The 11,902-nt window shown below is 53.2% G+C and carries 13 protein-coding genes; 2 read left to right on the top strand and 11 right to left on the bottom strand.

Annotation, left to right across the window (positions count from 1 at the left end):
• Window positions 1-2: 2 nt before the first annotated feature.
• On the bottom strand, window positions 3-668 hold the full coding sequence (gene yieH / locus FDX14_RS05875; RefSeq protein ID WP_042311423.1) for a 6-phosphogluconate phosphatase: 666 nt from the start codon (window positions 666-668) through the stop codon (window positions 3-5).
• Window positions 669-835: 167 nt separating this feature from the next.
• On the opposite strand from yieH, the gene adeP reads away from it, so the two are divergent.
• Complete coding sequence (adeP, locus tag FDX14_RS05870; RefSeq protein ID WP_006687753.1) at window positions 836-2,173, top strand: adenine permease AdeP; 1,338 nt, start codon at window positions 836-838, stop codon at window positions 2,171-2,173.
• A gap of 56 nt (window positions 2,174-2,229) precedes the next feature.
• Here adeP and FDX14_RS05865 read toward each other — a convergent pair whose 3' ends face one another.
• The 10 genes from FDX14_RS05865 to FDX14_RS25720 form a co-directional block, all read right to left on the bottom strand.
• Window positions 2,230-2,796, bottom strand: a complete 567-nt coding sequence (locus tag FDX14_RS05865) for an NADPH-dependent FMN reductase (RefSeq protein WP_003023832.1) — start codon at window positions 2,794-2,796, stop codon at window positions 2,230-2,232.
• Between the two features lie 30 nt (window positions 2,797-2,826).
• Window positions 2,827-3,576, bottom strand: coding sequence for a 4'-phosphopantetheinyl transferase family protein (locus FDX14_RS05860; RefSeq protein WP_042311427.1), 750 nt, complete (start codon window positions 3,574-3,576; stop codon window positions 2,827-2,829).
• Window positions 3,577-3,742: 166 nt separating this feature from the next.
• Complete coding sequence (yidZ, locus tag FDX14_RS05855) at window positions 3,743-4,702, bottom strand: HTH-type transcriptional regulator YidZ (protein WP_042311429.1); 960 nt, start codon at window positions 4,700-4,702, stop codon at window positions 3,743-3,745.
• Window positions 4,671-5,852: an MFS transporter gene (locus FDX14_RS05850; RefSeq protein WP_042311432.1), complete on the bottom strand. Its 1,182-nt coding sequence runs from the start codon at window positions 5,850-5,852 to the stop codon at window positions 4,671-4,673. Before FDX14_RS05850 ends, yidZ begins: the two co-directional genes overlap by 32 nt.
• 182 nt (window positions 5,853-6,034) lie before the next feature.
• Window positions 6,035-7,399 carry a tRNA uridine-5-carboxymethylaminomethyl(34) synthesis GTPase MnmE gene (gene mnmE / locus FDX14_RS05845; protein WP_048237057.1) on the bottom strand — a complete coding sequence of 455 codons (1,365 nt, stop codon included), beginning with the start codon at window positions 7,397-7,399 and terminating at the stop codon, window positions 6,035-6,037.
• A 105-nt stretch (window positions 7,400-7,504) separates the two neighbouring features.
• Window positions 7,505-9,151 (bottom strand): membrane protein insertase YidC, encoded by a 1,647-nt coding sequence (gene yidC, locus FDX14_RS05840; RefSeq protein WP_006687746.1) that lies wholly within the window; start codon window positions 9,149-9,151, stop codon window positions 7,505-7,507.
• A gap of 2 nt (window positions 9,152-9,153) precedes the next feature.
• Window positions 9,154-9,411, bottom strand: coding sequence for a membrane protein insertion efficiency factor YidD (gene yidD / locus FDX14_RS05835; RefSeq protein WP_003023846.1), 258 nt, complete (start codon window positions 9,409-9,411; stop codon window positions 9,154-9,156).
• Window positions 9,375-9,734 (bottom strand): ribonuclease P protein component, encoded by a 360-nt coding sequence (rnpA, locus tag FDX14_RS05830; RefSeq protein WP_003844432.1) that lies wholly within the window; start codon window positions 9,732-9,734, stop codon window positions 9,375-9,377. The genes yidD and rnpA overlap by 37 nt, the downstream gene beginning before the upstream one ends.
• Window positions 9,735-9,751: 17 nt before the next feature.
• Window positions 9,752-9,892: a 50S ribosomal protein L34 gene (rpmH, locus tag FDX14_RS05825; RefSeq protein WP_003023858.1), complete on the bottom strand. Its 141-nt coding sequence runs from the start codon at window positions 9,890-9,892 to the stop codon at window positions 9,752-9,754.
• Between the two features lie 228 nt (window positions 9,893-10,120).
• Window positions 10,121-10,201 carry a hypothetical protein gene (locus FDX14_RS25720; RefSeq protein ID WP_420867109.1) on the bottom strand — a complete coding sequence of 27 codons (81 nt, stop codon included), beginning with the start codon at window positions 10,199-10,201 and terminating at the stop codon, window positions 10,121-10,123.
• Between the two features lie 297 nt (window positions 10,202-10,498).
• Between FDX14_RS25720 and dnaA the strand changes: the two genes are divergently transcribed.
• Entirely contained in the window at window positions 10,499-11,902 is a 1,404-nt protein-coding gene (dnaA, locus tag FDX14_RS05820) for a chromosomal replication initiator protein DnaA (RefSeq protein WP_137349176.1), read from the top strand.

The following is an 11,902-nucleotide window of genomic DNA, read 5'->3' as shown; positions in this document are numbered from 1 at the left end:
AGTTAACGCGTAATATCCCATCCGCGCGCTTTCCACAATTCCGGCAACTGGGCCAAATCGGTAAAAGTCGTCACTTTTGGATGATCGATCGGTTTGTTGTGCGGATCGGCGCAGAAATAGAATACTTCCATTCCCGCAGCAATCCCCGCCTGCGCGCCGGCACTGGAATCATCGACCAGAATGCAGTTCTCAACGTTGACGTCCATCGCTTTTGCCGCATGGAACATCAGGTCCGGATCGGGCTTCCAGCGTTGAATATCGTAACCGCTGAACAATAAATCAGGAAAATGGTGCAACATGCCCAGCTTACCCAGCGAATGCTGCATTTTACTGACTGGACCGTTGGACACTACACACATGGGCACCGTCATACTGTCCAGTAGCGCATTAGCGCCAGCGATCACTTCCAGTTCCGTATCGAACAGACGTGCGACCTCAGCGCGGTAAACCGGTTCTAAATCGGCTTTTGCCAGTTCGACACCGTGCTCTTCGTTGATAATGTCGATGATCTCGTACAGCTTTACCCCTTTGAAGCGTTTAAAAATTTCTTCAAGATCGAGCGTAATGCCGAACGCCTGGAACATGCTGATATACGCGCGAGAACAAATCACTTCACTGTCGACAAGGGTACCGTCACAGTCAAAAAATACGGCTTCTATCTGGGACATGTCATTTCCATTTTAACAAGTTTAACGTTTTCGTAATGCATTATTGGGCCACGCAATCGTTGCCGTATAAGCAAAATCAATGAAAAAAGTTGCTCATAACTCAACCCTATTGTCGCATTTTGGTATAGGATAGCGACGAATTTTCCCTCCTTGTTCGGAAATTGATAATGAGTCAACAACACACAACCCAGGCTTCTGGCCAGGGGATGCTGGAACGCGTGTTCAAACTGCGCGAACATGGCACGACGGCACGGACCGAAGTGATCGCCGGTTTAACGACCTTCCTGACGATGGTGTATATCGTTTTTGTTAACCCGCAAATTCTTGGCGTAGCTGGCATGGATACCAGCGCTGTCTTTGTTACCACCTGTCTTATTGCTGCTTTTGGTAGCATCCTGATGGGCCTGTTTGCCAACCTGCCGGTCGCACTTGCGCCTGCAATGGGCCTGAACGCATTCTTTGCTTTCGTGGTCGTCGGCGCGATGGGCCTCTCCTGGCAGATTGGTATGGGCGCTATCTTCTGGGGCGCAGTAGGTCTGCTGCTGCTGACAATTTTCCGCGTACGTTATTGGATGATTGCAAATATCCCGGTTAGCCTGCGCGTGGGGATCACCAGCGGTATTGGTCTGTTCATCGGCATGATGGGGCTGAAAAACGCTGGTGTTATCGTGGCGAACAAAGACACGCTGGTGTCCATCGGCAACCTGACGTCTCACAGCGTGCTGCTCGGTATTCTGGGCTTCTTTATTATCGCGATTCTGGCGTCACGCAACATTCATGCGGCGGTGCTGATCTCCATCATTGTTACCACGTTACTGGGCTGGATGCTGGGCGATGTGCATTACAACGGTATCGTCTCTGCGCCACCGAGCGTGATGTCCGTTATTGGCCATGTCGATCTGGCCGGTTCGTTTAATATTGGCCTGGCGGGGGTGATTTTCTCATTCATGCTGGTCAACCTGTTCGACTCTTCCGGTACGCTGATTGGCGTTACGGATAAAGCCGGTCTGGCGGATGCGAAGGGCAAGTTCCCGCGTATGAAGCAGGCGTTGTATGTAGATAGCGTGTCATCTGTCACCGGCGCGTTTATCGGTACTTCTTCCGTTACCGCGTATATTGAATCTTCTTCCGGGGTTTCTGTCGGCGGACGTACTGGGCTTACCGCCGTGGTTGTCGGCCTGCTGTTCCTGCTGGTTATCTTCCTGTCGCCGCTGGCGGGAATGGTGCCGGGCTATGCCGCGGCCGGTGCGCTGATTTACGTCGGTGTGCTGATGACATCAAGCTTGTCGCGCGTGAAGTGGGATGACCTGACAGAAGCGGTTCCAGCGTTCATTACCGCCGTGATGATGCCGTTTAGCTTCTCGATTACCGAAGGTATCGCGCTGGGCTTTATTTCCTACTGCGTGATGAAAATCGGGACCGGACGTTTGCGCGATCTCAGCCCGTGCGTCATCGTTGTCGCGCTGCTGTTTGTACTGAAGATTGTGTTTATCGACGCGCACTGATCGCTGTTTATTTGGTTTTAGAAAGACAAGCCCGGCAAATCGCCGGGCTTTTTCGTTTACGCTTTCACGCGCTGAATGTAGTCGCCAAATGCGGTCAGTTGACCGGTCAGATGGTCCAGCGTGCTTTGGTCGATGACTTCACCCGTCTGCGGGTCCACCTTGTTCTGAATGACGCCGCCCATAAATTCCGGCTTGTTCATCACCATGGCGTCGAGGAACACCAGGATCTGACGCAGATGGTACTGACAGCGCGCTCCGCCAATAGCGCCCATTGAGCTGGTCTGAATCAGTACCGGCTTGCCAGATAATGGCTGATCGGGCAGGCGGGACAGCCAGTCGATGGCGTTTTTCAGTCCGCCAGGAACAGAATAGTTATATTCCGGTGTCACGATAACAACACCATCAGCTTTCCTGATTTGCTCTGCCAGCGCTTCTACGCTGGCCGGGAAACCTTCTTCCTGCTGGAGGTCGGCATCATACAGCGGGATATCACCAATCGACGGTAACGCGCTCACTTCCATTCCTGCGGGCGCAATTTTAGGCAGCGTGCGGGCAACCATGCCGTTAAACGAACCTTTGCGCAGACTTCCCAGTAACGTAACAACATTCAATGTTTCAGACATGGTGACTCCTGTTTCATCATGAAGGTTAAATCAGTTAAGCGTATGGCTTTTCGCTGCGCATAATTGAGAGAACCGGATCAGGCGACCCGTTGGCTCATTGGCGCGAGTCTGGATATCAGGCAAACTTTTCCAGTCCTGTTTACCATCAAACTCCCAAACCTTGAGTTTTTCAATGGTTGGCGTAACCGCAACCGACCACACCAGCACATCTTCCGCATCGCAAATGGCTTCAACCTGCGCAACATGGGCACATTTCAGACGCCCTGCGCCGGGTAAAAGCTGGAGTTCGCGCGGATCGTCATTACACACATCGCCGGTGAGTTTGAGAACGCTCTGGCGCAACGTAATGAGCTGCGCACGCGCTTCGTTAGGGTCGTTTTGGTTATTGATCCACAGATTTTCGTTACTGGAGAAGCGCCAGGTTTGTGTTGAATTCGGATTGTGAAAACCGCGTGTCGCTCGCTGAAGCTCCATATCCAGGCCGCAAACACCTTCTGTTGTCAGTGCAACGCCAACAATATTTCCGGCATAAGAAATCGAAAATCCCGGCAGGTTTTTATCGCGAAAAACGGGCTTACCTTTCGCCTCAGTAACAATCTCAGGCAACGTGCTGGTGCCGTAAAGCATGAACATCAGTTCTGCGAGAAGACTTCGGGAGGCCAGGAAGCGTGTTCGACGGTGAGCGGGTAGATTACTTGCTTCAATGTGATATGGAGTAGGGAGACGAACTGAAACCAGGTGTCCCTCCGTAAGAATCCCTCTGGCAAAATGTGTCGCCATTTTTCGCTCCGTGATTAATGGTCCGTGATTATAACCAGAGTAACATTTACACGGCGTTCAGGCAGGTTTTACCGGCTAAAAAATAAACGGAAATGGAATACATTACGCGACATTTACATTTCTGTTGCCAGAATGGTCATTTAAGCAACACTGTGGCGGCGGATCGTCAGGACATATCGCGATACAGAGCCTTGATCGTTTCTTTCAGCCAGACGATCTTCGGATTATGGCTGTTACGTTTATGCCAAAGGAGGGTGAACGGTACGCGCATTTTCTCTAACTGCGCAGCATCAAATGGCATAGGACGCGCCACTAGCGGAAGCTGGTGGAGTTGGTTATAACGCTGACAATAGACCGGCGCTGTGGCTATCAGCGCATGATCCGGCTGGGCGGCCATAAACAGCGACTGCTCAAAACCTGGCAGGCATAACGCGATATTGCGTGTGCGCCCCATCTCCTGAAGCACATCGTCCAGCGCCCAGGTATCGCTTTGCTCCCAGCTAATACTGATGTGGGGATAGCGCAGAAATGTGTCCAGACTCCACTCTTCCTGCAATGCCGGATGATCTTCACGTAGCCAGACGCAAGGGAGATCGGAAAACAACACTTCATGGTCGATCGACAACGGCAGTAGGCTCAGCAGTTCTCGCGAACGCGGATGACTTTCGCGGCCGGTGAAGCCGATATCCACCTCGCCGCGAATAATCGCATCCAGCGAATCATAGTCCCAGTTGCGTATTTTGATCGTCGCCTGGGGATAACGCTGATAGATCTGCCGGGAGAGGGCGTTAAACATGATCATGACCAACGGCGTTTCGGCCACCAGATCAAACTTCAACCCGCGCGGAGCCTCATGGTGCGGCTTATCCAGCAATTGATTGCTCATCTGCATCCACTCTGCCAGATTCTGCTCCATGCTGACCATTAATGGCGTCGGCGTAAGTCCCAGCGGGGTGTTTACAAACAGCGGGTCGTCAAACCAGGTCCGCAGTTTCGACAGCGACTTACTCACCGCCGACGGCGTGACGTTCATCCGTTTGGCGGTTTTGGTAACGCTGCGTTCCTGCATCAATAGTTGCAGGCAGAGCAACAAATTAAGATCGAGACTGCTGAGGGATTTCTTCATGAGTTGGCGCGGACCGGTTAGGGGCAACAATGATAATCAGCATGATACTCACTATGCTACAGCCAATCAGAATCCCGATCAGCATATTCAGCGCATCAAGGCCGAGGACCGCTGCCAGCCAAATCCATAGTGATGAACCGCAAACCTGCGCAATACCTAACGCCGAGCTGGCAACCCCTGCACGCAGCGAGAACGGTCCCAGCGCCTGACTCATGGCGACACCAAAACCAACCGAGAACCCGGCGCAGATTAAAGTCAGCCCAAACAGCGTTACTGCGTGTGAGGCGGCAAGGGTTAACACTACGCCCGCTGCCAGAAATAACGCCTGTGAAGTCAGCATCAGAACGCGAGGCTTGAATACACTGAGGGCGAACGGCGTCGAGAAAGAGACCGCCATACTGATGCCTGCGGTCATAGCCATCGTCGTGGCGTATTCACCACGGTCGAAGCCCATCACTTCCATCAGCAGCACCGGAGAGGTATTCACGAAGGTCAGGATCACCGACACGCTGAGGGTGGTTATGGCCAGGCGGCTTAAGAAAAAACGGTTCACCAAAGACTCGTTGGTGTGGTTCTTTGGTGTAGACGTCGTGAGGGTCGCTGGGCGCGATTCTCGCAGGATAAATACCGACAGCAGGCATACGACTACACCCATACCCATCATCGTGTAGAACAGGCTTTGCCACGGATACTTGAGCATAATCAGATGTCCCATGACCGGAGCCAGCACCGGTACGATACAGGTGATTCCGTTCAACAGCGACAGCACTTTTGCGCGGCGGCGATCGTCGAGCGTATCGCGCAGAATAGCGAAAGCCACCACATAGCAGCAGCCAGCGCCCACTCCCTGAATAAAGCGGCCTACCAGGAACGGCGTACCGCTCTCGGCGAAAGAACATAGCGCAGAGGCGAAAATAAAGATGAGTGCGCCGACTATGGCGACCGGTTTGCGGCCTGACTGGTCGGCAATTTTACCGGCGAAAAGCATCGCCGTCGCCATTCCCGCCAGATAAACCGAAAACGCAATATGCAGTTGCGCCTCGCTGGCCTGTAGATCGGCCGCAATGCGGGGCAGCCCCACCAGATACATATCAATACCGGCAGGATAAAGAAGAACCAGGGCGAAACTGCAGATTAGAAAGCGTGTCATAGCGACCTCATGAGGAATGTGGCGCTAAGCATACGGGCAGAGAGTCAACTGCACGAGTTGCCATTTGGACAACAGTGATTTCCACATGGGAAATTGTTGTTGCCGGGTGGCGGCGTAAACGCCTTCTCCGGCCTACGGGGCCTGTAGGCCCGGTTAGCATCGCGCTGCCGGGCAACACAAGGTTACTTACCGATACAGAAGCTGGAGAAAATCCGTCCCAGCAGATCGTCGGAGGTAAATTCACCGGTGATCTCACTGAGGTTCTGCTGAGCCAGGCGTAGCTCCTCTGCCAGCAGTTCCCCAGCCCATGCTCCGAGCAATTGAGCTTTGCCCTGCTCGAGATGCTCCGCCGCTTCTGCCAGCGCCTGTAGGTGACGACGACGCGCCAGGAAGCCGCCTTCCATATTGGTTTCAAAGCCCATGCTCTGCTTGAGATGGTTGCGCAGCACATCAACACCTTCCCCGGTACGTGCGGAGAGACGAACCAGTGAGTGGCCATTTACTTCGCTAAGGCCCAGCGTCTCACCGGTAATATCCGCTTTGTTACGCACCACGGTAATCGGCAGTTTAGCTGGCAGACGGGCAATAAAGTCTGGCCAGATGTCTGCCGGGTCTACGGCGTCGGTGGTGGTGCCATCAACCATAAACAGTACGCGGTCGGCCTGTTCGATTTCCTGCCAGGCACGTTCGATACCAATGCGTTCAACTTCATCGTTAGCGTCGCGCAGACCGGCGGTGTCGATGATGTGCAGCGGCATGCCGTCGATATGGATATGCTCACGCAGTACGTCGCGGGTGGTGCCGGCGATGTCGGTGACAATGGCGGCTTCGCGGCCAGCCAGGGCGTTTAGCAGGCTTGATTTCCCGGCGTTCGGGCGACCAGCAATCACCACCTTCATCCCTTCGCGCAGCAGGCTGCCCTGACGCGCTTCGGCACGTACAGCATCAAGGTCGCTGATAACGCTATTGAGCTGCGCTTCAATCTTGCCGTCAGACAGGAAGTCGATTTCTTCATCCGGGAAGTCGATCGCTGCTTCAACATAGATGCGCAGGTGAGTGAGCGCTTCCACAAGATGATTTACCCGTGCGGAAAATGCGCCCTGCAACGAGTTCAGCGCTGAGCGAGCGGCTTGCTCTGAGCTGGCATCGATCAGGTCGGCAATCGCCTCTGCCTGAGCTAAATCGAGCTTATCATTGAGAAACGCTCGCTCGGAGAATTCACCCGGTCTGGCAATGCGCAGCCCGGGAATGGTCAGAATACGTTTGAGCAGCAGGTCAAGAATCACCGGACCGCCGTGGCCCTGAAGCTCTAAAACGTCTTCGCCGGTAAAGGAGTTTGGGCCGGGGAACCACAGGGCAATCCCCTGATCCAGAGCGCTGCCATCCGCGTCTTTAAACGGCAGATAATCGGCATAACGCGGTTTGGGCAGTTTCCCCAGTACGGTTTCTGCGACCTCACGTGCCTTCAGGCCGGAGATACGCAGGATACCCACGCCACCACGTCCCGGTGGCGTGGCCTGAGCGACGATGGTGTCGTTATGGCTCATGATATGTCTCTTTGTGATGCAATAAAAAAGGCGGTCTAATGACCGCCCTTTACGTTATGTTCCGTTTGCCGGATGGCGGCTTCGCCTAATCCGGCCTACACCGAATCAGGAGTTTTTCTTCTCGCGGCTATGCAGCCCACGCTTCTCCAGACCACGGTAAATCAGCTGCTGCTGAATAATGGTTACCAGGTTGCTGACGATATAGTACAGCACCAGACCTGACGGGAACCACAGGAAGAACACGGTGAAGATGACCGGCATAAAGGTCATGATCTTCTGCTGCATCGGGTCGGTCACGGTGGTCGGAGACATCTTCTGAATGAAGAACATCGTCACGCCCATCAGGATCGGCAGAATGTAGTACGGGTCCTGTGCAGACAGGTCATGGATCCACAGCGCGAACGGCGCATGGCGCAGTTCAATGGAGCCCATCAGCATGTAGTACAACGCCAGGAAGATTGGCATCTGGATGATCAGCGGGAAGCAGCCGCCCAGCGGGTTAACCTTCTCAGCTTTGTACAGGGCCATCATTTCCTGGCTCTGACGCTGTTTGTCATCGCCCAGACGCTCACGCATAGCCTGAATCTTCGGCTGCAGCATACGCATCTTCGCCATGGAGGTGTACTGCGCTTTGGTCAGCGGGTACATGATGCCACGAACGATAAAGGTGATAACGATGATGGAGAAGCCCCAGTTACCCAGGAAGCTATGGATCCACTTCAGCAGTTTAAACAGCGGCTGAGAAATGAACCACAACCAGCCGTAATCCACGGTCAGATCCAGGTGCGGTGCAACGGCCGCCATTTTATCCTGAATTTCCGGGCCGACCCACAGGGTGCTGGTCATCGCACCAGTCTGGCCAGGCTGTACCAGTACCGGCTGTGATTTATAACCGATAGCGGCAATGCCGTTACCCAGGTTAGCGGTATAGAAGTTGTTGGTACCGTCGTTACGCGGAACCCATGCCGTTGCGAAATACTGTTGCAGCATTGCGACCCAACCGTCTTTAGCGTTGACGTTCAGGTTTTCGTTTTCAGCAATGGTGTCGAATTTGTATTTCTCATACTTCTCATCCGGCGTGGAGTAGGCCGCGCCACGGAAGGTGTGCAGCGCAAAGTTGCTGCTACCGGTGTCGCGATGAGATGGCAGATTGATGGATTGCTTCAGCTGACCAAAGGTGGAGATTTCCAGCGGTTTCTCGCCGGCGTTCTGCACGCTGTAGTTAACGTTGACAGCATATTCACCACGCTTGAGGACAAACGTTTTAGTGAACGTGTTACCCGCTGCGTCAGTATAGGTCATCGGGATCTGCAGTTCGTTCTGACCGTCTGCCAGTACAAATGCGTCTTTTTCGACGTTGTACAGCGGACGTGGGCCGTTAGCCGGGTTATCCGGGCCGTCACGACCGGTCAGGCCACTCTGTGCCTGGTAGATGAACTGTGGCGTGGTTTCCAGTAACTGGAACGGTTCGGTAGAACCAAGTTCTTTCGGGTAAGCTGGCAGCGAAGCCTGTTCCACATCACCACCACGGGTGTTGATGGTCAGATCAAGCACGTCAGTCTTAACCGTAATCAGTTTCCCCTGGCCACTGGCCGGTACGCCCTGGTCTGCGGCGCTACCCGCTGCGGTGGTCGTTGTCTGCGTGGTCTGTTGGGCCTGAGGTTGCGGGTTTTTATCCTGCTCCCAGGCTTGCCAGATCATGAAAGACACGAACAGCAAAGCGATGACTAAAAGATTGCGTTGCGAATCCATCGTTAGTGTTCTCTGGTATCAAATGGTCCGGGCGGGACGGGATCGTCACCACCAGGGTGTAAAGGGTGGCATTTTAATACGCGTTTCACCGTCAACCAACTGCCTTTTATCACTCCAAACCTGCGCAATGCCTCAATTCCGTAGCTCGAACAGGTTGGAGTGAAACGGCAATGCGGCCCAAGCAGCGGACTGATCAGGCGTTGATAGACCCGAATGAGGGCTATCAGGACCCGCGAGCCAGGCGACAATGGCGACGCCATAATTTTTCCAACGCTTCCGAGAGAGCACGGTTATCGAGGTCAGCAACCCCTTTTTTCGCCACCACCACGAAATCCATTGCGGGAAGTTCGTGCTGACGTAAACGGAAGCTTTCACGCGTCAGACGTTTAATCCGATTGCGTTCATGCGCACGTTTAACATTTTTCTTGGCGACGGTAAGACCGATACGGGGATGCCCCAGCGAATTCAGGCGGCCGAGGATGGTGATTTGCGGCGTGCCAGCCCGTTGTGGCTGCTGGAAGACGAATGTGAAATGAGTGGGAGTTAACAAACGTAACTCCCTGGGAAATGCGAGCTTAACCACTCAGGGGCTAGCTTTTATTACTTAGAAACGGTCAGACGAGAACGGCCTTTAGCACGACGACGTGCCAGAACCTGACGACCATTTTTATTAGCCATACGAGCACGGAAGCCGTGAGAACGGTTGCGCTTCAGTACAGACGGTTGAAAAGTGCGTTTCATGGCGATTTCTACCTAAACTTGAATAAATTCACTGACTTTTGCGTATACCCGAACGAGTTTCGAACGACTTACGCCACAGTGTGGGTGATTAAAGAGGCCGGATTGTAATAATTGTACACTCCGGAGTCAATTCTCTTTCCTTATTTCCCGCTTTTTTCCACAAGGTTTTGTGTGAAAAACAGGCAGCGTTGACGCCGTAAGGCGACCGTTACTCGCTGGGGGTAAGAATTATACGGGCTGGTGGATAAAGCGCAAGGATCGCCCGGGATCTTTATTAGATCGTTTAAGCAGTAAAGCATCTTTACTCATTAATTTTTTCAATATGCGCGCTAAAACCTGCAGCACTTCTCCAGGATCGTTTACACTTAGCCGATTCTGGATCATCCTGTGGATAAATCGGGAAGAATCTGTGAGAAACAGAAGATCTCTTTCTCAGTTTACGCTATGATCCGCGGTCCCGATCGTTTCAATGGATCCTGATCGGGGAAAAATTGCAGATAGCAATTCGCACGTCACCCTTTGCATAGGGTCTTGTCGGTGTGCGTCAACAATCATGAATGTTTCAGCCTTTGTCATTTATCGACTTTTGTTCGAGTGGAGTCCGCCGTGTCACTTTCGCTTTGGCAGCAGTGTCTTGCCCGATTGCAGGATGAGTTACCAGCCACAGAATTCAGTATGTGGATACGCCCGTTGCAGGCGGAACTGAGCGATAACACGCTGGCTTTGTATGCGCCAAACCGTTTTGTGCTCGATTGGGTAAGGGACAAATACCTTAATAATATTAATGGATTACTAAATAACTTCTGTGGAGCGGATGCCCCACAGCTGCGTTTTGAGGTCGGAACTAAACCCGTCACGCAAACGCTGAAGACGCCGGTAAATAATGTTGTCGCGCCTGCCCATGTGGCGCAACAGGTACAACCGCAACGTGCTGCTCCTGCGGCGCGCCCTGGTTGGGACAACGTCCCGGTGCCGGCAGAACCTACCTATCGCTCTAACGTCAACGTTAAACATACGTTTGATAACTTCGTTGAAGGTAAATCTAACCAACTGGCGCGCGCGGCGGCACGTCAGGTGGCGGACAACCCTGGCGGCGCCTACAATCCGTTATTCCTTTATGGTGGTACGGGTCTGGGTAAAACCCACCTGTTGCATGCTGTCGGTAACGGCATTATGGCGCGTAAACCGAACGCGAAAGTGGTGTATATGCACTCCGAGCGTTTTGTGCAGGACATGGTTAAAGCTCTGCAAAACAATGCGATCGAAGAGTTTAAACGCTACTACCGCTCCGTCGACGCGCTGCTGATCGATGACATCCAGTTCTTTGCCAACAAAGAGCGCTCACAGGAAGAATTCTTCCACACCTTCAACGCCCTGCTGGAAGGTAATCAGCAGATCATCCTGACGTCGGATCGTTATCCGAAGGAGATCAATGGTGTTGAAGATCGACTGAAATCCCGCTTCGGCTGGGGGCTGACTGTTGCGATCGAACCGCCAGAGCTGGAAACACGCGTGGCGATCCTGATGAAAAAAGCCGACGAAAACGACATTCGTCTGCCGGGGGAAGTGGCGTTCTTTATTGCCAAGCGTCTACGCTCTAACGTGCGTGAACTGGAAGGCGCACTGAACCGCGTGATCGCCAACGCCAATTTTACCGGCCGGGCGATTACCATCGATTTCGTGCGCGAAGCGCTGCGCGATCTGTTGGCTTTGCAGGAAAAGCTGGTCACCATCGACAATATTCAGAAGACGGTGGCGGAGTATTACAAAATCAAAATTGCGGATCTGCTGTCAAAGCGTCGATCTCGCTCGGTAGCTCGTCCGCGCCAGATGGCGATGGCGCTGGCAAAAGAGCTCACCAACCACAGTCTGCCGGAAATTGGCGACGCGTTTGGTGGGCGTGACCATACTACCGTGCTTCATGCCTGCCGCAAGATTGAGCAGTTGCGTGAAGAAAGCCATGATATTAAAGAAGATTTCTCCAATTTAATCAGAACATTATCTTCGTGA

The sequence above is a fragment of the Citrobacter sp. wls710 genome (genome assembly GCF_005281115.1).
Lineage (GTDB): Bacteria > Pseudomonadota > Gammaproteobacteria > Enterobacterales > Enterobacteriaceae > Citrobacter > Citrobacter werkmanii.
The sequence above is the reverse complement of the archived record's forward strand: the minus strand, read 5'-3'. Positions and strand labels throughout refer to the sequence as shown.

What these genes read in the sequence shown, in the direction of transcription:
- yidZ (WP_042311429.1), bottom strand. Translation starts at nt 4,702, where the DNA reads ATGAAGAAATCCCTCAGCAGTCTCGATCTTAATTTGTTGCTCTGCCTG.
- rpmH (WP_003023858.1), bottom strand. Translation starts at nt 9,892, where the DNA reads ATGAAACGCACTTTTCAACCGTCTGTACTGAAGCGCAACCGTTCTCAC.
- yidC (WP_006687746.1), bottom strand. Translation starts at nt 9,151, where the DNA reads ATGGATTCGCAACGCAATCTTTTAGTCATCGCTTTGCTGTTCGTGTCT.
- yidD (WP_003023846.1), bottom strand. Translation starts at nt 9,411, where the DNA reads ATGGCGTCGCCATTGTCGCCTGGCTCGCGGGTCCTGATAGCCCTCATT.
- FDX14_RS05865 (WP_003023832.1), bottom strand. Translation starts at nt 2,796, where the DNA reads ATGTCTGAAACATTGAATGTTGTTACGTTACTGGGAAGTCTGCGCAAA.
- FDX14_RS05850 (WP_042311432.1), bottom strand. Translation starts at nt 5,852, where the DNA reads ATGACACGCTTTCTAATCTGCAGTTTCGCCCTGGTTCTTCTTTATCCT.
- adeP (WP_006687753.1), top strand. Translation starts at nt 836, where the DNA reads ATGAGTCAACAACACACAACCCAGGCTTCTGGCCAGGGGATGCTGGAA.
- FDX14_RS05860 (WP_042311427.1), bottom strand. Translation starts at nt 3,576, where the DNA reads ATGGCGACACATTTTGCCAGAGGGATTCTTACGGAGGGACACCTGGTT.
- mnmE (WP_048237057.1), bottom strand. Translation starts at nt 7,399, where the DNA reads ATGAGCCATAACGACACCATCGTCGCTCAGGCCACGCCACCGGGACGT.
- FDX14_RS25720 (WP_420867109.1), bottom strand. Translation starts at nt 10,201, where the DNA reads ATGAGTAAAGATGCTTTACTGCTTAAACGATCTAATAAAGATCCCGGG.
- yieH (WP_042311423.1), bottom strand. Translation starts at nt 668, where the DNA reads ATGTCCCAGATAGAAGCCGTATTTTTTGACTGTGACGGTACCCTTGTC.